Annotated in this window: 22 protein-coding genes; 10 read left to right on the forward strand and 12 right to left on the reverse strand. The window is 72.8% G+C overall.

The features are described 5' to 3' along the window. The first annotated feature begins 9 nt into the window (after window positions 1-9). From OG521_23950 to OG521_23965, 4 genes are all read left to right on the forward strand, one after another. On the forward strand, window positions 10-600 hold the full coding sequence (locus OG521_23950; protein ID WUW23661.1) for a hypothetical protein: 591 nt from the start codon (window positions 10-12) through the stop codon (window positions 598-600). A 36-nt stretch (window positions 601-636) separates the two neighbouring features. After that, entirely contained in the window at window positions 637-1,092 is a 456-nt protein-coding gene (locus tag OG521_23955) for a hypothetical protein (protein ID WUW23662.1), read from the forward strand. 10 nt (window positions 1,093-1,102) lie between these two features. Beyond that, entirely contained in the window at window positions 1,103-1,516 is a 414-nt protein-coding gene (locus OG521_23960) for a DUF3592 domain-containing protein (GenBank protein ID WUW23663.1), read from the forward strand. 95 nt (window positions 1,517-1,611) lie between these two features. Beyond that, window positions 1,612-1,998 carry a DUF4259 domain-containing protein gene (locus tag OG521_23965; GenBank protein ID WUW26778.1) on the forward strand — a complete coding sequence of 129 codons (387 nt, stop codon included), beginning with the start codon at window positions 1,612-1,614 and terminating at the stop codon, window positions 1,996-1,998. Window positions 1,999-2,002: 4 nt separating this feature from the next. Here OG521_23965 and OG521_23970 read toward each other — a convergent pair whose 3' ends face one another. Continuing rightward, a complete protein-coding gene (locus OG521_23970; protein WUW23664.1) occupies window positions 2,003-3,187 on the reverse strand; it encodes an alpha/beta hydrolase in 1,185 nt (394 codons plus the stop codon). 174 nt (window positions 3,188-3,361) lie between these two features. Between OG521_23970 and OG521_23975 the strand changes: the two genes are divergently transcribed. Then, entirely contained in the window at window positions 3,362-3,958 is a 597-nt protein-coding gene (locus OG521_23975; GenBank protein WUW23665.1) for a DinB family protein, read from the forward strand. 139 nt (window positions 3,959-4,097) lie between these two features. Next, window positions 4,098-4,985: a Bax inhibitor-1/YccA family protein gene (locus OG521_23980; GenBank protein WUW23666.1), complete on the forward strand. Its 888-nt coding sequence runs from the start codon at window positions 4,098-4,100 to the stop codon at window positions 4,983-4,985. Between the two features lie 124 nt (window positions 4,986-5,109). Here OG521_23980 and OG521_23985 read toward each other — a convergent pair whose 3' ends face one another. Beyond that, window positions 5,110-5,337, reverse strand: a complete 228-nt coding sequence (locus OG521_23985; GenBank protein ID WUW23667.1) for a DUF4287 domain-containing protein — start codon at window positions 5,335-5,337, stop codon at window positions 5,110-5,112. Between the two features lie 102 nt (window positions 5,338-5,439). On the opposite strand from OG521_23985, the gene OG521_23990 reads away from it, so the two are divergent. Then, window positions 5,440-5,757, forward strand: a complete 318-nt coding sequence (locus OG521_23990) for a hypothetical protein (GenBank protein WUW23668.1) — start codon at window positions 5,440-5,442, stop codon at window positions 5,755-5,757. A gap of 106 nt (window positions 5,758-5,863) precedes the next feature. Here the strand turns inward: OG521_23990 and OG521_23995 are convergent, their stop codons facing one another. The 7 genes from OG521_23995 to OG521_24025 all read right to left on the reverse strand — a co-directional run bounded on the left by OG521_23995 (window position 5,864) and on the right by OG521_24025 (window position 14,166). Continuing rightward, window positions 5,864-6,733: a hypothetical protein gene (locus OG521_23995; GenBank protein ID WUW23669.1), complete on the reverse strand. Its 870-nt coding sequence runs from the start codon at window positions 6,731-6,733 to the stop codon at window positions 5,864-5,866. Window positions 6,734-7,146: 413 nt separating this feature from the next. Then, on the reverse strand, window positions 7,147-8,367 hold the full coding sequence (locus OG521_24000; GenBank protein WUW23670.1) for an acetyl-CoA C-acetyltransferase: 1,221 nt from the start codon (window positions 8,365-8,367) through the stop codon (window positions 7,147-7,149). Window positions 8,368-8,560: 193 nt separating this feature from the next. Further along, entirely contained in the window at window positions 8,561-9,553 is a 993-nt protein-coding gene (locus OG521_24005) for an ornithine cyclodeaminase family protein (protein WUW23671.1), read from the reverse strand. 35 nt (window positions 9,554-9,588) lie between these two features. After that, window positions 9,589-10,521 carry an ABC transporter permease gene (locus OG521_24010; GenBank protein WUW23672.1) on the reverse strand — a complete coding sequence of 311 codons (933 nt, stop codon included), beginning with the start codon at window positions 10,519-10,521 and terminating at the stop codon, window positions 9,589-9,591. After that, on the reverse strand, window positions 10,518-11,570 hold the full coding sequence (locus OG521_24015; protein WUW23673.1) for an ABC transporter permease: 1,053 nt from the start codon (window positions 11,568-11,570) through the stop codon (window positions 10,518-10,520). The genes OG521_24010 and OG521_24015 overlap by 4 nt, the downstream gene beginning before the upstream one ends. Next, complete coding sequence (locus OG521_24020; GenBank protein ID WUW23674.1) at window positions 11,567-13,171, reverse strand: ABC transporter ATP-binding protein; 1,605 nt, start codon at window positions 13,169-13,171, stop codon at window positions 11,567-11,569. Before OG521_24020 ends, OG521_24015 begins: the two co-directional genes overlap by 4 nt. Further along, entirely contained in the window at window positions 13,168-14,166 is a 999-nt protein-coding gene (locus tag OG521_24025; protein WUW23675.1) for a BMP family protein, read from the reverse strand. The genes OG521_24020 and OG521_24025 overlap by 4 nt, the downstream gene beginning before the upstream one ends. Before the next feature lie 170 nt (window positions 14,167-14,336). On the opposite strand from OG521_24025, the gene OG521_24030 reads away from it, so the two are divergent. Continuing rightward, entirely contained in the window at window positions 14,337-15,050 is a 714-nt protein-coding gene (locus tag OG521_24030) for a GntR family transcriptional regulator (GenBank protein ID WUW23676.1), read from the forward strand. Window positions 15,051-15,067: 17 nt separating this feature from the next. On the opposite strand, the gene OG521_24035 is transcribed toward OG521_24030, so the two are convergent. Continuing rightward, window positions 15,068-16,129, reverse strand: coding sequence for an SGNH/GDSL hydrolase family protein (locus tag OG521_24035; protein WUW26779.1), 1,062 nt, complete (start codon window positions 16,127-16,129; stop codon window positions 15,068-15,070). Window positions 16,130-16,292: 163 nt separating this feature from the next. Between OG521_24035 and OG521_24040 the strand changes: the two genes are divergently transcribed. Continuing rightward, the gene (locus OG521_24040) at window positions 16,293-17,705 is read left to right on the forward strand and encodes a cystathionine beta-synthase (protein ID WUW23677.1); all 1,413 of its coding nucleotides are present in this window, start codon (window positions 16,293-16,295) and stop codon (window positions 17,703-17,705) included. Window positions 17,706-17,968: 263 nt separating this feature from the next. On the opposite strand, the gene OG521_24045 is transcribed toward OG521_24040, so the two are convergent. Further along, entirely contained in the window at window positions 17,969-18,844 is an 876-nt protein-coding gene (locus OG521_24045) for a helix-turn-helix transcriptional regulator (GenBank protein WUW23678.1), read from the reverse strand. Between the two features lie 150 nt (window positions 18,845-18,994). Between OG521_24045 and OG521_24050 the strand changes: the two genes are divergently transcribed. Beyond that, window positions 18,995-19,756, forward strand: a complete 762-nt coding sequence (locus OG521_24050) for an SDR family oxidoreductase (protein ID WUW23679.1) — start codon at window positions 18,995-18,997, stop codon at window positions 19,754-19,756. Window positions 19,757-19,776: 20 nt separating this feature from the next. On the opposite strand, the gene OG521_24055 is transcribed toward OG521_24050, so the two are convergent. After that, complete coding sequence (locus tag OG521_24055) at window positions 19,777-20,202, reverse strand: hypothetical protein (protein WUW23680.1); 426 nt, start codon at window positions 20,200-20,202, stop codon at window positions 19,777-19,779. Between the last annotated feature and the right edge of the window lie 7 nt (window positions 20,203-20,209).

Genomic DNA, 20,209 nt, shown 5'->3' on the forward strand with positions numbered 1-20,209 from the left:
GACGTGATCATGACCAAGCTTTCCGTCCGGCGGACGGTGCGGACTGTCGCCGTCACGACCGCTGTTCTCACCGCCGGTCTGATGCTCGCCGCGTGCGGTGGTGAGAAGGGCGCGGACAAGGCCGAGTCCGCCACGCCCAGCGGCTGGAAGAAGCTCACCGGGCCCACGGTGTCGCTGGCCTACCCGTCCGATCTCACGGAGCAGAGCGCGGCGGAGCGCGGCAAGCTCAACGACGCCTCGGCCCTGCGCAGCGAGGGCGGCCGGCCGACCGTGAAGGTGTCGATCCAGAGCGGCTTCGCCGACGCCTCGACGGGCGACGACGCCGCCTCGGTCGGCCGGGCGCTCCTGATGGCGACCACCGAGGTCAAGGGCACGAAGAAGGCGGACATCAAGGGTGCGGAGGATGCCAGGCGCATCGACTTCACCTACACCGGTACGGGTGTGCCGCAGTCGCCCCCGAAGGGTGCGACGGTCGACGGCGTGGTCATCACGGGCGTCGACTCCGAGGGAAAGATCTACTCCGTCCGCATCGACGCCCAGGAGGGCAAGCTCACCGAGGCGGACCGGACGAAGATCGTCGACAGCATCCAGGTGAAGTAGCTCCCGTACGCCGGGCGACGACGAAGAGGCAGCCCCATGTCCCGATATGACGCACCCCGCGGGTACGCCCCCGCCCCCGCGCCCGGCCAGGACCGGCCGCGGCTGATGAACTTCATGCTGCCGTGGGCGGCGGGCATCGTCGTGATGCTGATGACGGAGCTGGCCCTGGCGATACTCGTCTGGGACGTGATCACCGGCGACGACGTGTCCACCATGGCCTCACCGGTCCGCACGATCCTGCTGCTGCACCTGCCGTCGGCCGCCTGTATCGCCCTCGCCACCTGGGCGTCGGCGGCCGTGCACCAGGGCGCGTCGCGGGAGTCCCTGGTCCGGCACTGCATCGCCGCGTTCACCCCGGCCGTCGCCCTGCAGCTGCTGATCTTCTTCTCCCAGGGCAGCGACCTCACCGTGCTCACGTTCCTGGTGCAGCTGGTGGTCCTGGTGGTTGGCTGTGCGGTGGGCTTCCTCGTCGACAGGCTGCGCAACGGTTAGAAGGTTCTCCATGGACACGTCGCTCGTCATCACCGGTGTGGTCGGGCTGGTGGCGCTCAGATCCCTGGGCCGGACCGCCCAGCAGCTGCGCGGCACACGCTCCGGCGTCTCCGCTCCGGCGCGCTGCGTCCGGGTGCACGAGCGCGACACGGCCACGGGCTCCTCGGGCGACCGGCGGTCCTGGTACGTCTTCGCGTTCACCGCGCAGAGCGGGGAATGGGTCGAGTTCCGCAACGGCGGCAACAAGCGCTTCGTCGAGGGCGCGCGGGTCACGGTGCGCTACGACCCCGCGGACCCGCACCGGACGGCCACCCTGGCGGGCAGCCCGCGGGCCGCCCTGACCGAGGGGGCGGTCTCCCTGCTGCTGATGGGACTGGTGCTGCTGATGTTCCTCACGGACTTCCCGGAGAACCTGTTCCGCTGACGCCCGGATTCCCGGGCGGACCGGCCCGGTTGTCAGTGCCTCCTGCTGTGATGACGCGGAGAAGCGACGACGACGCACAGCGCGGAGGCGGAACAGTGGGCACGTGGGGCGCGGGCAACTTCGACAGCGACACGGCGGCGGACCACCTCGGGGACCTGGCCGCCCGGCTGGTCGCCGAGGTGACGGAGGCGATGGCCGGGGACCCGGTCGAGCTGGAACCGGACGAGTACTGGGGCGTGACCGTCCCCTGCAACCTGGAACTGCTGCTCCTCCTGGACCGGCAGGGCTGGGTGGGCGTCACCCTCCCGCCGGCCGGGGTGATCCGGTCCTGGCAGGAGACGTTCCTGGCGGTGTGGGAGCGGACGATCGACGGCCTGGAGCCGGACGAGGCATACAAGGATGAGCGCCGGAAGGTGCTGAACGCGACGTTCGAGCGCCTGGCCGAGGCTTCGGAGACGGCGGCGTCGGCGGTGGTGGAGTAGCGCCTCACGGCTGCCGGAACACGACCTCTGGATACGCGGCCGCCGGCCCGTCGAGTACCGGCTGAGGCAGGCCCCGCAGGTGGAGGTCGAAGAAGGCGGCCACGTAGTCGCGGGTGAGGAACCAGCTGCGCTCCCCGGAGAGCGGTGCGGCGGGATCCTCCAGGCCCAGCCGGGCGGCGAGCCACGGCAGATCGGTGAACGAGAAGTGCTCGGCGCCGGTCACCGTCAGCCAGCGCTTCCAGCCGTCCAGATGCCGCCATGCCGCGGGCCAGTCGCTGTCCGCGCTGCCGGGGCCGTGCGTCGACTCGGCGCCGAGCATCATGAACGGGCGCCGGCCGAGCCCCGTGGCGGCGGGGTCCACGAAGAAGTCACCGTCCAGGTCGGCCCCGGCCCGTACCCGGCGATCGGCGGCCATGGTCGCCGCGGCGCTCGCGCCCCCGATCGAATGCCCGGCGATTCCGATCCGGCCCGGGTCGATCGCGCGCGACAGCGCCCCCGCCCGCCGGCCCTTCGTCAGCTCGTCGATCACGAAGGACAGGTCCTTCGCCCGGCCGCGTACGACACCTGCCAGCTCCTCTTTCGTGCCGGCCTGCTCGCAGGCCACGCAGGGCAGCATGCGCCCTCCGGGGAACACCGTCCCGACGGACTCGTACGCGTGGTCCACGGCGGCGACGACATAGCCGCGACCGGCGAGTTCGACGGCCAGCGACGTGAGGGTGGAGCGCGGCATCGAGAACCCCGGCGAGAGCAGCACCAGGGGGAACCGCCCCGCCGCCGGGTGCGCGCCGTCCCGGGCATGTGTACGCGTCCCCGCGACCGTCGCGGCGGGCACCGCACCACCGACCCCTCTGGCCTCCAGCAGGAGCTCCGCCTCGGCGGCGGTCATGTACGCGGCCGGGGAACCGCTCGTCCCGCGCGCCGGGTAGAACACCGACACCATCAGCTCCCGGTTCCCCGCCGCAGGCACCCACGGGTCGGTGCGGTGCCTGTCGACCAGGTGCAGGGTGTGGCGGCCCACCGCGTACGGACCGGTGGGGACCGGCAGCGCCGGCCCGCTCGTGTGCGGAGCCGGGGAGGAAGCCCGCGTGCCCTGGTGGGCGGAGGCGGCGGGTGCGGCGCCCAGCAGCGGGGCGGACAGGGCGAGGGCGAGCAGGATGGCCGATGCGGCTCTGTGGCGTCTGGTGTTCACGCAGTCGACGCTAGGCCGCCGGCCGGTCCCAACACATCGCTCCACAGCGGTACTTGGTGTACCTCTCCGGTCTGATGGGGGCCGACCGCGGGTGGATAAGCCGTTGATCGCGGAGCGCGCGACCGGCACGTTGGTGCCATGACCGGAACAGATGCTGGGACAGAGCACAGGGCAGTGCACGGGACAGCGCACGGGGCGGAACACAAGCAGGACCTGCGGCTGTACCTGCAGGATGCCCGCGACGTGTTCCTGTGGAAGCTGGAGGGGCTGTCGGAGTACGACATCCGGCGCCCCCTGACTCCTACCGGCACCAACCTGCTGGGGCTGGTCAAGCACGTCACCGGAGCCGAGGGGTTCTACTTCGGCGGCGTCTTCGGGCGCCCGGTCGACGCGCCGGAGCTCTGGATCGCCGGTGACGCCGAGCCGGACGCGGACCTGTGGGCGACGGCCGACGAGACCCGGGACGGGATCGTCGCGCAGTACCGCCGGGTGTGGGCCCACTCCGACGAGACGATCGAGGCGCTGGACCTCGACACGACGGGCCGGCTCCCCGGCGGAGAGGGCAGGGAGATCACCCTCCACCGGGCCCTCGTCCACATGGTCGCCGAGACCCAGCGCCACGCCGGGCACGCCGACGTGGTGCGGGAGCTGATCGACGGGGCCACGGGGCAGCGGGAGAAGGGGCGCAACATGGCCCCCGGAGACGCCGCACGGTGGGCGGACCACCGGGCCCGGGTGGAGCGGGCGGCGCGGGAGGCGGCGGCGGGCTGAAGGGGGCGGGAGGCTGCGGAGAGCCGGGGGCGGGGCGGACGGAGTGTGAGGAAAGATCCTCCCCTGGCACTAGGCAGATTGTTTTGCCTACCCATTACTCTTGTTCCAAGGCCACGCTGGGTGGCCATGGAGGAGTGAGATGAGGAGCAGCAACCCGGTCTTCTCGCGACGGGGCTTCAGCCGCGACAACGGTTACGCGGGCTTCAACGCGTCACCGCAGGCCGGGGCCCCCGCAGCGGGTGCCAACCCGTACGCGCAGGGCACCGCCCCGAACCCGTACGCCACCAACCCCTACGCCCAGCAGGACACCCAGTACGGCGCCCCGCAGGCGCCGGCGCGCACCGGGGCGATGACGATCGACGACGTCGTCACCCGCACGGCGCTGACACTGGGCACGGTCGTGCTCGGTGCCGCGCTCGCCTGGGCCCTGCTGCCGGTCGACGAGGCCAACCTGGGCAAGTCGTACGGCATCGCCATCGGCGCCGCGATCATCGCCTTCGTGCTGTCGCTCGTCCAGTCCTTCAAGCGCAAGCCCGTCCCGGCGCTGATCATCTCGTACGCGGCCTTCGAGGGCGTGTTCCTCGGGGTCATCTCGAGCGCGGTCAGCACCTACATCGGACCGGGCGTCGTGATGCAGGCGGTGATGGGCACCATGTGTGTCTTCGCCGGTGTGCTGCTCGCGTACAAGATGCGCTGGATCCGCGTCACCCGCCGCTTCTACGGCTTCGTGATGGCCGCCGCCATGGGCTTCATGCTCCTGATGGTGGTCAACCTGCTGTTCGCGGCGTTCGGCGGCGGCGACGGCCTGGGCTTCCGCAGCGGCGGCCTCGGCATCCTCTTCGGTGTCATCGGCATCGTTCTCGGCGCGTGCTTCCTGGCCCTGGACTTCAAGCAGGTCGAGGACGGCATCGCGTACGGCGCTCCGCGCGAGGAGTCCTGGCTGGCGGCCTTCGGCCTCACCATTACCCTGGTGTGGATCTACCTGGAGATGCTGCGCCTGCTCTCCATCCTCAGCGGCGACGACTAGTCACCGCCGTCGGTCAGGTGAACGGCCCGCAGGCTCCGGACGGAGCCTGCGGGCCGTTTCCGTTGACGCGGGGACGGGGCCGGGCGGACGGGGCCCTGGCCGGGCGGGACTTTCGAAACACGCCCTAGAGGAGCTTGCGAGCGGCTCTTCTCAGGTCGCACTCGTGGACGAGTGCCTTCGCGTGGCCATAGGCGAGGTCGTGTTCACTCCGCAGCCAGCTGACCTTCTCCTCGAAGCGGAGAGCGGGTCCGTCCTCGACGGTGCGGAGCCAGTCGGAGATCTCACGACCGGTGCAGTGCGGAATTCTGGAGAGCAGATTGCGGTGGGTCTCTTCGGACAAGACTTGGGACATCGGCGCCTCCGACGCGTTGTGCGCGTTGCTGGTCCTTCCCGACACCGTGCCCGAGCAACGGCTCGTTGGCAACCACTCGGGAGGGGCGCGTAGGGTCGCGGAGTGCTCGATACGACGCCTTTGATCACCGCCGTGGACCGATTCGCCGACCGGCTGCGCGCCGCCCCGCAGAGCAGGCTGCAGCGGGGAGCGGCGGCCGAAGGGCTGGCCGCAGCCAGGGAATTGGCGGTGCGGGCCCAGCGGGCCGAGGCGCCGGGCCGGGAACCGCGGACCATGCCGGACGCCGGGATCTTCGCGATCGGGGACCAACTCGCCGTCGCGGGGCGCGATCTGGCCGTGGCACTGGAAATGGCCCCGTCCGTGGAGCTGGACGAGGCCGTGCAGTTCGTCGAGGAAGCGGCGGTACGGGCGTTCGCCTAGGCGGTACGCGCAGCCGGTGCGCGCCGGATCACCGTGCGCGCGGTCCTGGGGCAGCGGCCGGCGAGAGCCGCTGTACCGGGGGTGGGGCCGGAGACCGGTCCGCGGGCTAGAAGCTCGCGATGACCCGGTCGGCCAGTATGTAGACGTTCTCCCTGCCGCACGAGAACGTCAGCGCGTACGCGCCGGAGACACCGGAGCCGCCCAGCAGCACCGGGTGCTCGCCGTCCCGCAGCGAGGTGGCCAGACGCTCGGCCGTCTCGCGGTGGCCGGGGGTCATACAGAGCGTGGTGCCGTCGGCGAAGACGTACACGTCGAGCGTGCCGAGCGGGCCGGGGCGCACGTCGGAGAGCTCGGTCCGGCTGTCGGCCAGCTCCTCCAGGCGGTTCACCGTGCGCTCGTGGTCGGTGACGACGGGCGTCTGCACCGGCACGAAGTCGGGGTGCGAGGGGTGCCGGCGGCGGGCCGCGGCGAGCTCGGGGGAGTCCTCGGCGAACTCGGCGGTCTCCGGCAGCTCGGCCATGTCGGCCAGTTCCGTCAGCTCGGCCAGCTCCGACAGTTCCTCGAACGCCTCGGTGGCGTCCAGGTCCATCGACTCCAGACCGACGAAGTCGCTCTGGCGCGGCACGAAGAAGGGGGCGTCCTCGCCGAGCCCGGCCAGCCCGCCCAGCAGGGACGGGGCGTCGGCGGCGTCGCGCGCCTCCTGAGTCGCCCAGAAGGCGCGGGCCTCGGCGAGCTCGCGCTCCCGCTCCTCGGCCAGCGCCTCGGCGACCGCCGCGCGTATTTCGGCGGCAGGGGTGGCGTCGTTGCGGCTCTGGGCCGGTACGGCAGCGGTACGGGCGCGGCCGTCGGCCAGCTCCCTTCGCAGGGCGGCTACCTGGTGACGCAGCCCGTGAGCGGCGTGCAGAGCAGCAGCGCCCACGGCCGTGGCAGCGGCGGTGGTCAGCAACAGGGCAAGAGGCATGGCGCTCACTGACATACTCCCGGTTTCAATCGATCCCCCGACTTCCTACATCAGCTTGTCCTGTACCGGCACCCTGTGTCAGTGCATTACGTCACGAATTGGACAGGTCTTTGTGCCTGGGGTTTAACCCTGATGCGGGTGTGACCTGCGGGTATGTCTCTTCCAGGGGAGATAGGTCACATCCTGGGGGAGATTCGGTCACGGTCGGGGCTCGGAACCGGCCACTTCGTCCGGCCGGAGAGCCCGGAACGCGGTGTGGGCCCGGCGGACGCCGCAGGCGGGTGATCCGGCGCATCCGGAGGGTGACGGAAATCCGGGGAGTTGCGAAGGGCCGGGGCGATGTGCCGCCCCGGCCCTTCGCTCCGGTCGATCGGACCCGGACCGGCTCGGTTCAGTTCAGTTCGGTTCTCAGTTCAGTTCGGCTCGGTTCAGCTCAGCCGCTCGATGACCATCGCCATGCCCTGGCCGCCGCCCACGCACATGGTCTCCAGGCCGAACTGCTTGTCGTGGAACTGCAGGCTGTTGATCAGCGTGCCGGTGATCCGCGCGCCGGTCATGCCGAAGGGGTGGCCGACGGCGATGGCGCCGCCGTTGACGTTGACCTTGTCCAGCGGCAGGCCCAGGTCGCGGTAGGACGGGATCACCTGGGCGGCGAACGCCTCGTTGATCTCGGCCAGGTCGATGTCGTCGACCGTCAGCCCGGCCCGCTTCAGCGCCTGCTTGCTCGCCTCGACCGGTCCGTAGCCCATGATCTCGGGGGAGAGGCCGGAGACGCCGGTGGAGACGATCCGGGCCAGCGGGGTCAGGCCCAGCTCGCGCGCCTTGGTGTCGGACATGATCACGAGCGCCGCGGCGCCGTCGTTGAGCGGGCAGCAGTTGGCCGCGGTGACCAGACCGTCGGGGCGGAAGACCGGCTTCAGACCCTGCACGCCCTCCAGGGAGACGCCCGCGCGGGGGCCGTCGTCCTTGGAGACCACGGTGCCGTCCGGGGTCGTCACCGGGGTGATCTCGCGCTCCCAGAAGCCGTTCTTCAGGGCTTCCTCGGCGAGGTTCTGCGAGCGGACGCCGAACTCGTCCATGTCCTGACGGGTGACGCCCTTGATCCGGGCCAGGTTCTCCGCCGTCTGCCCCATCGCGATGTACGCGTCCGGGACCAGGCCGTCCTCGCGCGGGTCGTGCCAGCTCGCGCCCGACTCCGCGGCACGGGCCGCGGTGCGCGCCTCGGCGTCGGCGAACAGCGGGTTGCGGGTGTCGGGCAGGCTGTCGGAGTTGCCCTTGGCGAAGCGGGACACCATCTCGACACCGGCCGAGATGAAGACGTCGCCCTCGCCGGCCTTGATGGCGTGCAGCGCCATGCGGCTGGTCTGCAGGGAGGACGAGCAGTAGCGGGTGACCGTACAGCCGGGAAGGTGGTCCATCCCCATCTGCACGGCGATGATGCGGCCCAGGTTGTTGCCCTGCTCGCCGCCGGGGAGGCCGCAGCCGAGCATCAGGTCGTCGATGTCCCGGGGGTCCAGCTCGGGCACCTTGGCGAGGGCGGTCTGGATGATCGTGGCGGTCAGGTCGTCCGCGCGCAGGTCCTTCAGCGAACCCTTGAAGGCCCGGCCGATGGGCGAACGGGCAGCAGAGACGATCACGGCTTCGGGCATCACGCGGCTCCATGAGGGCTGGAAGGCTGTCGGGCAGGACTGCTCTGGAAGTTACCCGGACGTACGGCCGAGGTCACCCGACGGGGCGTGTGATGCGGGCCTCTTTTCTAAGCAACCGCTCAGTTCGTTGTCCGCCGGGCGGCCCGGAGGCCGCGACCGGGCGGTCGGACCGCCCGGGCCTCGGGGCGGACGCTCAGGCCGTCAGATCGATCCGGGTGCCGAGCCCCCGTTCCCCCGCACGGTCGATGAGCAGCCGTGCGGCGGCCAGGTCCTGGAGGCCGATGCCCACCGAGTCGAACAGGGTGATGTCCTCGGGGGAGGTGCGTCCGGCGCACGCCCCCGTCAGCACGTCCCCCAGCTCACGACGGACGTCCTGCTCGCGCAGCGCTCCCTCCGCCAGCGCGATCACCACCTCGCCTGACTTGGCCACCGCCGTGTCGTACGCGTCCACGACCACCACCGAGCGCCGCATCCCCTCGGTGTCGATCTCCCGGTGGTCCGGCCGGGGCGGCGCCCCCACCGCGTTCACGTGCAGACCCGGCCGGAACCACGCCCCCCGCACCAGCGGCTCCCGGGACGGAGTGAGCGTGCACAGCACATCGGCGGCCACGGTCACCTCGCGCGGCCCCGCCGCCACCTCGACGGCCACCCCCAGCTCGTCGGTGAGCCGCCGGGCCAGCTCCAGCGCCCGGTCGCGGGTACGTCCCCAGAGGACCACCCGCTCGTACGACCACACCGTCCGCAGCGCGCGGGCGTGGGCCGGCGCGAGCGGGCCGGTGCCGATCAGGCCGAGCACCCGGGCATCCGGCCGCATCAGCGCCCGGGTCGCCACCGCCGAGGCCGCCGCCGTACGGAAACGGGTCACCGCCCCGCCGTCCAGCAGCGCCGCGCACCCGCCGTCCGCCGTCGACACCGCAAGGATCGCCGAGCGCTGCACGGGCAGGGCGCGTTCCCGGTTCGCCGGCAGATCGGCCAGCAGCTTCACCGTCGCCAGCTCCGCCCGGGCGGAGGCGGCGGCCATCGCGAGGAACGCCCCGCCCTCCCCGCCGGGCAGCCGCATCACCGGGGGCACCGGCAGCACCGCCGTCCCCCGGGCGAGATCGGTGTGCGCCTCCTCCACCGCCGCCACGGTCTCCTCGTGGTCGAGCATCGCGAGGATGTCGGAGCGGGTCAGGACCAGAGTCATACGGAATCCGTTCTGCGAGCGGTCGGAGGGGGCGGTCAGCGGGCGCCGCGGACGAACGGGACGGTCAGGCCCGACGGGGCCCGGCTGCGTCCCACCAGACCGCTCACCGCGAGCAGCGCGATGACGTACGGCAGCGTCACCAGCAGTGGCGACGGCAGGTGCAGACCCAGCGTGGGAGCGACGAACTGGAGCGCCTGCGCGAGGCCGAAGAAGAGGCACGCCACGATCGTCGGACCGCCCCGCCAGCGGCCCGCGATCACCGCGATGACGGCGAGGTAGCCGATCCCGCCGGTCATGTTGTCGCTGAACGCGTGCACCTCGGCCAGCGAGAGCTGCGCCCCGGCGAGCCCGGCGGTCACTCCGGTCAGGAGCACCGCCGCGTACCGGACCGCCGCCACCGGCAGGCCGCTGCGGTCGGCGGCGGTGGCGTCCTCGCCGATCGCGTCGGCCATCAGCCCCGGGCCGGTGCGGCGGCTCAGCAGCAGGGCCAGGGCCCCGGCCACCGCGAACGCCAGATAGCCGAGGGCGGTCTGCTCGAACAGGGCAGGACCGAGGACCGGCAGCTCGTGGAGGAGCGGCACGGCGACGGGGTCGAAGCCCGCCACCGAGTCCCCGGTGCCCTCCGGGAACAGCAGCCGCGCCCCGTAGGTGGTCGCGCCGAGGGCCAGCGCGTTGGCCGTGATGCCGGTGACGATCTGGTCGGCGCGCAGGGTCACGCTCAGCAGCGCCTGGACGGCGGCGAAGAGGAGGCCGGCGATCAGCGCGCACAGCACCCCGGCGGCCGCGCTGCCCGTGGTGTACGAGCCGGCCGCGCCCGCGAAGGCGCCGGTGAGCATCATGCCCTCGACGCTCAGGTTCAGGACGCCGGCCCGTTCGCTGACCAGCTCCCCGGACGAGGCGAGCAGCAGCGGCACGGCGAGCCGCACCCCGCCCGAGGCGAGTTCGGTGAGGACCTGCTCGGTGCTCATGGGCGCTTCTCCTTCCACAGCATCGAGGCGGCGATGAACAGCACCAGCAGGCTCTGCACGATCTGCACGGAGGAGGCGGGCACCTGGGAGGCCAGCTGGAGGTTGATGCCGCCGTTCGTCAGGAAGCCGAAGAGCAGCGAGACGCCCACGACGGCGGTGAGCGAGCCCCGGGCCAGCAGGCCGACCACCAGCCCGGAGAAGCCGTAGCCGGACGAGAAGTGTTCGGCCAGCACGAAGGGCGCGGTCGCCATGAGCGCGGCGCCCGCCAGCCCGGCGAAGCCGCCCGCGACGGCCAGTGAGCCGGCCCGCAGCCGGTCGACCGGGGCGCCCAGCCGCAGCGAGGCCGGGCGCGAGTGCCCGACGGCGCGCAGCCGGAGTCCGGTCGGGGAGTGGTGCAGGACGAGCGCGGTCACCACGGCGGCCAGCAGGGCGACGGCCACGATCGCGGTGGCGGGCGAGTCCGCCGGTCCGAGCAGCGGCAGCCGGCCGGCTTCGGGCAGCGGCGCCGACTGCGGGAGCGTCTCGGTGGAGGTGGCGGGCTGCCGCAGCAGGGCCTCCTCGTGCACGGCGAGCGAGACGAGCCCGATGCCGACGAAGTTCAGGAGCAGCGTGGTGATGACCTCGCTGGTGCCGCGCCGCACCAGCAGCAGGCCGGCCGCCCAGGCCCACAGGGCGCCCGCCGCGCAGCCCGCGGCCAGCACGGCCGTGACCCCGAGCACCGGGGGCGTCCCCGCGGGCAGTGCGAGGCCGGCCGCCGCGCCCGCGACCCCGCCGGCGCAGAGCTGGCCCTCGCCGCCGACGTTCACCAGGCCGGCGCGGTGGGCGACGGTGAACCCGGTGGCGATCAGGGCGAGGACGGCGGCGGTGTTGAGGGAGGAGCCGATCGCGTAAGGGGTGCTGAACATGCCCTCGATCAGGGCGCCGCCCGCAGCGGCCGGGGTGGCACCGGCACCGATGACGAGGAGGAGTCCGGCGCCGGCGGCCGCGAGGGCGGCCAGCGAGGCGATGACGGCGGGGTGCCGCCAGGAGGGGGTGAGGGGCGCGATCATGAGGCCGCTTCCAGTTCTGGGGTGCCGGCGCCGAGCATCAGACGGGAGACGGTGGCGCGGGCGCCGGGGTCCGCGGTGGTGACGGGGCCGTGGAGCCGGCCCCGGTAGGCGACCGCGATCCGGTCGCAGAGGGCGAGGAGTTCGTCGAGCTCGCTGGAGACCACCAGGACGCCCGCCCCACGGGCCGCGGCCTCCCGCAGCCTGCCGAGTACGGCGTCTACCGCTCCGACGTCCAGACCCCGGGTCGGCTGGGCGGCGGCCAGGCAGACGAGCGGGTCGAGGGCCAGCTCCCGGGCGAGGACGACCTTCTGCTGGTTGCCGCCGGAGAGACTGGACATCGGCGCGCCGGGACCGGCGGCCCGGACGTCGTACTCGGCCAGCACCCGATCGGCCGCCCGGTGCATCGCGGCCCGGTCCAGGAGCACCCCGAAGCGGCGGAACGCGCCGAGCCGTCCGAGGAACAGGTTCTCCGCGACCGACAGTTCGGGCACGCAGCCCTCGTGGTGCCGGTCCTCGGGGACGATCCCCAGGCCGGCGGCGGTACGGGTGCGCGGCGAGGCACGGGTCAGGTCCGTTCCGCCGGCCTCGACGCGCCCGTCCTCGACGGTCAGGGCCCCGCCGAGCACGGCCATCAGTTCGCTCTGGCCGTTGCCCTCGACCCCGGCGATGCCGAGGATCTCGCCGGGTGCCAGGTCGAGTCCGACGTCCTCCAGCGCGTACGACCCGTCGCCGCGCCGGACCGAGACCCCGCGCAGGCGCAGGGCGGGGACCCCGGCCCGTACGGCGTCTTCCGCGCCCGCACCCGGTGCCCGGCCCGTATGCGTACCCGTCTCCGGCTCCAGGCCCAGTGTGGCCGCGAGTTCCGGAGCCAGATCGGCCGGGGCGCGGCCGATCATCAGCGGGACCAGCTTCTCGGCGGGCAGCTCGGAGAGCGGGGCGCTGCCCGCGACGCGGCCGCCGCGCAGCACGGTCGCCGCGTCACCGGCCCGGGCCACCTCGCCGAGCTTGTGCGTGATCAGGACGACGGCCCGGCCGTCCGCCGCGATGCGGCGGCAGGTGTCGAGCAGGGCGTCCACCTCCGCCGGGGCCAGCACGCCGGTCGGTTCGTCCAGCAGGAGCAGCCGCGGATCGCGCAGCAGGCACTTGACGATCTCGACGCGCTGGCGGATGCCGACGGGGAGGTCGGCGATCCGGGCGGCGGGGTCGACCCCGAGTCCGTACGCCTCCTCCAGACGGTCGAGCCTGGTGGCGAGTTCGCGGCGCGGCAGCCGCAGCGAGCGGGCGGCCGGCAGCAGCAGGTTCTCCGCCACGGTCAGGGTCGGTACGAGGGAGAAGTGCTGGTGCACGGTGGCGATCCCGGCGGCCAGCGCGTCGGCCGGACGGGCGGGCGCGTACCCCTGTCCGTCCAGCCGCATCGTCCCCGCGTCGGGGGTGAGGCCGCCGCCGACGAGGTGGCAGAGCGTGGACTTGCCCGCGCCGTTCTCGCCGAGGACGCAGTGGACGGTGCCCGCCTCGACCCGCAGGGCGACGTCGTCCAGGGCGCGGGTGTCACCGAACGACTTGGTCAGTCCGGCGATCTCCAGAGCGGCGGGCGCGCTCACAGGGTGGTGATCTTCCCGGTGGCGATCCGCTGCTTCAGCTCGTCGAGCTTGCGCCGGGTGGCCGCGTCCGCGCCGCACACCAGGAGGTCGCTGGCGGGCTTGTCGGTGGTGAGGCCGAACTTCACGTTCTCGGCCTTCCAGGTCCCGTCGAGCGCGTGCGCGACGGCGTACTCGATCTCGGCGCCGATGTCCGTCTTCACATAGCCCGCGTACGCCGGGGCGCTGCCGCACTCCGCCGGGATCGGGCCGCCGACGATCCGGCCGCCGCGTTGCGAGGCGGCCTGGGCCAGGCCCTTCTGGCCGAGGTTCAGGACCTGGCCCAGCACGTCCGCCCCGGCGCCGAAGTCGGCCAGTGCGGACTGCTTGGCCTTGGCGACGTCGTTGAAGTCGCCCGGGTACTGCGGGGGCAGCACCCGCACACCCGGCTTCGCGGCCTTCGCCCCGTTGGCGAACTCCTCGGCCGCGTTGACGATCGCGGGAAGTTCGGCGCCGCCGACGAATCCGACGGTCCCCTTCTTGCTGAGCAGGGCGGCGGACGCGCCGGAGAGGAAGGCGGCCTCGGCCTGCTGGGGGTCGTACAGGCCGAGGTTGGCCAGCGGCTTCCCGTCGGCCGGCCCGCCGATCTCGACGAACTTCACCTCCGGGAAGCGCGGGGCGACCTTGCGGACGGAGGCGTCGGTCTGGCCGCCGAGCGAGATCACCAGGTCGGAGGAGCCGGCGAAGCGGACGAGGGCCGCCTCGTAGTCGGCGGCCGGGATCTGCTCGACCATGGTGAGCCGCGCCTTGCCCCGGTGCGCCTTCCCGGCGCGCAGGTACCCGAGGTGCGCGGACTGCATGAATCCCTGGTCGGAGACCGATCCGGCGAACAGGACGCCGACCCTGACGGCGTCGCCGGAGCCCTCGGCCGATGAGCCCCCGTCCGAACCGCAGGCGGTGAGCAGGAGCAGGCCCGCGGCCAGTGCCGAGGCCGTGACGGAGTTGCGCAGGTGCACCACGGGTGCCTCCAGGAGGACGTGCGGCCCACGGGCCGGTTACTGGTATACCGTTACGCGGCTCAGTGTCGGCCCGCCGTGTTGCGGCCGTGTTAGGCGTCGGTTAGCAATGGCGGCGCCCTCGCCCCGCCCGCGTAACCTGTGGTTGACGGACGGCAGGAGGAGGAACCGCGGTGACGGAGCGCAGCTCGCTGCGGGACCTGGTGTACGAGACCCTGCGGCGGCGGATCGTCGAGGTCGACCTCCCGCCGGGCCGGCGCCTCGTGGAACGGGACCTCGCCGCCGAGCTGAAGGTCTCCCGCATCCCCCTGCGCGAAGGGCTGCGGCTGCTCGCCGCGGAGGGACTGGTCGTGCTGGTCCCGCACCGGGGCGCGCTGGTGGCGCCGTTCACGCCCGCCGACGTACGGGACCTCTTCGACGTACGCGAGTCGCTGGAGTCCCTCGCGGCCCGGCTCACCGCCGAGCGCCACGACGGGACCGGGCTGGCCCGGCTGGCGGAGCGGCTGGAGCAGGCGAGGTCGGCGACCAGGTCCGGGGACTGGCGGGCCATCGCCGAGGCGAACGCGGGCTTCCACGTCGACATCGTGGAACTGGCCGCTAACCCGCTGCTCAGCGGCATCATGGGCCCGCTGGAGGCCCGTACGCACTGGCTGTTCCGGCTGACCGCGCAGCGCGACGCGGACGAGCAGTGCGCCGAGCACGAGGTGCTGTACGAGGCCATCGCGGCCCGGGACGCGGACCGGGCCGCCGCCCTGGCCCACGCACACGTGGCGAGCGGCCGGGCGACCAGCACGGAGCTGGCCGCCCGCTGGTCGCACCCCGAGGTCGACCCGGCCGAGGTCGCCTCACGCCGGCGCCGCCGGGCCCCGGAGTCCCCGGCGGCCTGACGCGGCCGCCGCTCCGGTCAGGCGTGCCGGGGCGAGGTGCCCGTGTCCGTGCCCGGCCGGCGCTCCACCCGGGTGGAGCCGCCCGGTTCCCCGTGCATCTCCGGGTGCGGATGGGGATGCGGCTCCGTGGCCGAGGGCAGACGCCGCCGCCTGCGGTGCTTGAGGAGTGCCCAGGGCGCCCGGGCCCCGGTGACCTCCGTACCGGCCTCCCTGGCCGCCTGGGACGCCGCCTTGGCCACCGGCAGCATGTCCTCGCGCCGGGCCCCGTCCAGATGATCGGTCTCCGGCCACAGCCCGAGCACCGCGCAGAGCGTCGGCAGCAGCGCCATCGCCGCCGTCGCGTAGCCCTCCGCCGACGGGTGGTAGTTGTCCGGGCCGAACAGCTCCCGCGGGTTCGCCTCGAACTCCGGGCCCAGCAGATCGCCCAGCGACACCGTCCGCCCGCCCTGCTCGACCGAACCGATCGTCTGCGCCGCCGCCAGCTGCCGGCTCACCCGCCGCGCCAGCCACCGCAGCGGCTGGTAGACCGGCTCGATCGTGCCCAGGTCGGGGCAGGTGCCCACGACGACCTCGGCCCCCGCCGTCCGCAGCCTGCGCACCGCCGTCGTCAGACAGCGCACCGACTGGGTGGCGGGCATCCGGTGCGTGACGTCGTTCGCCCCGATCATGATCACGCAGACGTCCGGCACCCGGGCCGGGTCCGCGAGGAGCAGCGAGACCTGCCGCTCCAGATCGTCCGAACGGGCACCCGGCTGCGCCACATTGCGCAGATCCACCGGCCGCTCCGACACCGCCGCGAGCCCCGAGGCGAGCAGCGCCCCCGGGGTGTGCCCGGCCCGGCGCACCCCCTGCCCGGCCGCCGTGGAGTCACCGAGCAGCCCGAACCGCAAGGGTTCCGCGGGGCCGGCGAACGCCACCCCGTACCGCCCGTCCGCACTCGGCGGGACCGGTGCGACACCACCGCCCACCTGCCGCTTCGCCAGCTGGACCTCCGCCAGCAGGACGCCTACCGCCGCGGCGCCCAGCAGCCCGATGCTGCCACCGCCGTAGGCCGCGCCCGCCGCGATCCGCCGTGCCACCCTCGCCCTCGACACAGTCCGGTCCACCTCCTCGTCGCCGTGCTGCCGTACCGCCGTACACAGAGCTAACTGCCCCCAAGTGACCGTCGTTCAATCGCTTCGCCCAATCTCGTGCCCGTACGCATACTCTTGCCGCACCATCTCGGAGACCCCGGAGTACACGGTGCAATTCCACGATTCGATGATCAGTCTCGTAGGCAATACCCCGCTGGTGAGGCTGCGCAGTGTCACGGCCGGCATCCAGGCGACGGTCCTGGCCAAGGTCGAGTACTTCAACCCCGGCGGTTCGGTCAAGGACCGGATCGCCCTGCGCATGATCGAGGCCGCCGAGCAGAGCGGCGAGCTGCTGCCCGGCGGCACGATCGTCGAGCCGACCAGCGGCAACACGGGCGTCGGCCTGGCGATCGTCGCGCAGCAGAAGGGCTACAAGTGCATCTTCGTCTGCCCGGACAAGGTGTCCACGGACAAGATCAACGTACTGCGCGCCTACGGTGCCGAGGTCGTCGTCTGCCCGACGGCCGTCGACCCCGAGCATCCGGACTCGTACTACAACGTCTCGGACCGGCTGGTCCGTGAGACGCCGGGCGCCTGGAAGCCCGACCAGTACTCGAACCCCAACAACCCGCGCTCGCACTACGAGACCACCGGTCCCGAGCTGTGGGAGCAGACGGAGGGGAAGATCACCCACTTCGTCGCGGGGGTCGGCACCGGCGGCACCATCAGCGGCACCGGCCGCTATCTGAAGGAGGCCAGCGGCGGCGCCGTCCAGGTGATCGGCGCGGACCCGGAGGGCTCGGTCTACTCCGGCGGCTCCGGCCGGCCGTATCTGGTCGAGGGCGTCGGTGAGGACTTCTGGCCGTCGGCGTACGACCGGACGGTCACGGACGAGATCGTCGCCGTGTCCGACAAGGACTCCTTCCAGATGACCCGCAGGCTCGCCAAGGAGGAGGGGCTGCTCGTCGGCGGTTCCTGCGGTATGGCGGTCGTGGGCGCCCTGGAGGTCGCGAAGCGGCTCGGACCCGACGACGTGGTCGTCGTCCTGCTGCCGGACAGCGGCCGCGGCTACCTGTCGAAGATCTTCAACGACGAGTGGATGGCCGACTACGGCTTCCTGGAGGACACCGGCCCCTCCGCCCGGGTCGCGGACGTCCTCGACTACAAGGCGGGCCCGATCCCGACGCTCGTCCACATGCACCCGGAGGAGACCGTCGGCGAGGCGATCGACGTGCTCCGCGAGTACGGCGTCTCCCAGATGCCGATCGTGAAGCCCGGCGCGGGCCACCCGGACGTGATGGCCGCCGAGGTCATCGGCTCGGTCGTCGAGCGCGAACTGCTCAACGCGCTCTTCGCCCAGCGCGCCTCGCTCTCCGACCCGCTGGAGAAGCACATGTCCCCGCCGCTGCCGCAGGTCGGCTCCGGCGAACCGGTCGAGGACCTGATGGCCGTGCTCGGCGGTACGGGGGCCGCGGACGCGGCGATCGTGCTGGTGGAGGGCAAGCCCAAGGGCGTTGTCAGCCGCCAGGACCTGCTGGCGTTCCTCGCCAAGGACGCGACGGCCGCCACCGTCACGCCGTAGGGCGGGAGCGCGGGCTTCGCGAAAACGGTACGAGCGCGACACGTACCCGCAGCACCGGCTTAACACGGCTCGGGCAGATTAGTGGGTGTCGGCAGGGAAACCCGCCGGCACCGAGTACGGCGACACGGACTACGGAGCGGCTCCCGGACCTCCACCGTCGCCCGGATGCGGAGACCGGCCCTGACCCGGACCGCGTCCCTCGCGGGGACCGCCGTCGTCCCGCCCCCTGGGAAACCGGGGGTGCGGCGGTCCCCGCGATACATCTATGCGCGGAGACCCGGGGTGTCCCCGGCCCTCTCCTCCCCGTCGTCCGCCCGCGGCGCGGCCGCCCAGCTCGCCAGCAGCGCGACCCGCTCGGCGGTCTCCGAACCGGGCTCCGGGGTGTAGACCACCAGCGACTGGCCCGGATCACCCGGCACCCCGAGCGTCTCGTACGGGAGCGTCAGCCCGCCCACGACCGGGTGGTCGATCCGCTTCACGCCGTACGTCTTCGCCTTCACCTGGTGGTCCGCCCACAGCCGGCGGAACTCCTCGCTCTTCATCGACAACTCCCCGACCAGGGTGGCGAGCTGCTTGTCGTCGGGGTGCAGTCCGGCGTCCAGCCGCAGATACGCGACCGTCTCCGCCGCCACCGCCGGCCAGTCCGGGTACAGCTCCCGCGCCGCCGGCTCCAGGAACGTCTGGCGCGGCATGTTGCGCTCACCGGCGGCCATCCGGGAGAAGCCGACGAGCGCGTCGGCCAGCGCGTTCCACGCCAGTACGTCCATCCGGCGGCCCAGCACGAAGGCGGGCGCCCGGTCGAGCGTGTCCAGGAGCAGCCGCAGCCCCGGCCGCACCCGCTGCGCGGCGGAAGGCGCCGCCTTGCGCGCCGCGGGGCGGGCCACCGTGCGCAGGTAGGCGTGCTCCGTCCCGTCCAGCCGGAGCACCCGGGCTATCGCGTCGAGCACGGCGTCCGAGACGCTGGGGCCGCGCCCCTGTTCCAGCCGGATGTAGTAGTCGACGCTGACGCCCGCGAGTTGCGCGACCTCCTCGCGCCTGAGCCCGGGGACGCGCCTGCGCCCGTAGGAGTTGAGCCCCACGTCCTCGGGCTGGATACGTGCGCGTCGTGAGCGGAGGAAGTCTCCGAGGTCGCCGTCCATGCCGCCGATCGTAGAAGACCCGCCGCCGCCCAGCCTGGTACTGCCGGACCCAGGAAGGACGCCCCCCTGGGTAGCCGTCGCGCGCCGCCGCACAGTGGGGTCAACGCCGGGCGGTCGTCCCGGCGGCACCGCACACCGAGGAGCACGCACATGTCGTACGGAACGCTCGCAGGCCGCACCGCCGTCATCACCGGAGCCGCCAGCGGCATGGGGAACGCCACCGCCCGGCTGCTCGCCGCCCAGGGCGTCAGCGTGGCGCTGCTGGCCCGCCGCGCGGAGCGGCTGGAGGAACTGGCCGGCAAGATCACCGCCGACGGCGGCCGGGCGCTCGCCGTGGTCACCGACGTCACCGACCAGGCATCCGTGGACGCCGCCGCCGAGCGGATCCACGCGGAGTTCGGCCGGGTGGACCTGGTGGTCAACGCGGCCGGTGTGATGCTGCCCAACCCCGTGGACGCGGGCCGCACCGACGAGTGGCAGCGGATGCTCGACACCAACGTGGCGGGCGCCCTGCGCGTCATCCGGGCCTTCACCGCCGACCTGGTGGCGGCCGCCGCCGAGGGACGCACCGCCGACCTGGTCAACATCTCGTCGATCGGCGCGCACATCACGTTCCCCAACTACGCGGTGTACGGCGCGACGAAGGCCGCGCTCAGCTACCTCTCGGCGTCACTGCGCACCGAACTGGGCCCGCGCGACGTCCGGGTGACGAACATCGAGCCGGGCCTCACGGACTCGGAACTGGCCGGCCACGTCGACAACGCCGAACTGAGCGGCCAGCTCGACGGCATGTTCGACGCGCTCGGCGGGCTGTCGAGCGACGAGATCGCCGATCTGATCGCCTACACGACCAGCCGGGCACGCCACATCAACCTGCGCCAGATGGTCGTCCTGCCGACCCGTCAGGCATGAGCCCCGCCGTACGGACCCGCTCAGTCCTCCCAGTCGGATTCCGTACGCCGCTGTTCGCGCCGCCGGAACAGCCGACCTGCGTGGCCCGCCTGGAAGGCGTTGACCCCGACGATGCCGAGCCACGCCACGACGAGCCCCGCGAGCCCCGCGTTCGCCACCCCGATGGCGGACAGCGGGATCGCCAGGACCAGCGAGATGATCGCGAATCCGAAGCGCTCACCGAAATGCCCCATCGCCGGCTCCGGGGAGCGCGCCCCACGGGCGACGACGATCTGTTGTTCGGCGAGATGGCGCCGGACCCGCCGGTCCAGCGTGCTGTCGAGCCGCTGCTCGACCTTCTCCAGAAACGACTCGACGAGCGCGGACTCGTACTCGGACCCCAGCTCGCCGCGGGCCTGGAGGGTGGCGTTGAGCTCCTTCTTGAGCTCGGTGTCGGGTGCGTCCATGGTCCTA

This window comes from Streptomyces sp. NBC_01463 (genome assembly GCA_036227345.1).
Lineage (GTDB): Bacteria > Actinomycetota > Actinomycetes > Streptomycetales > Streptomycetaceae > Streptomyces.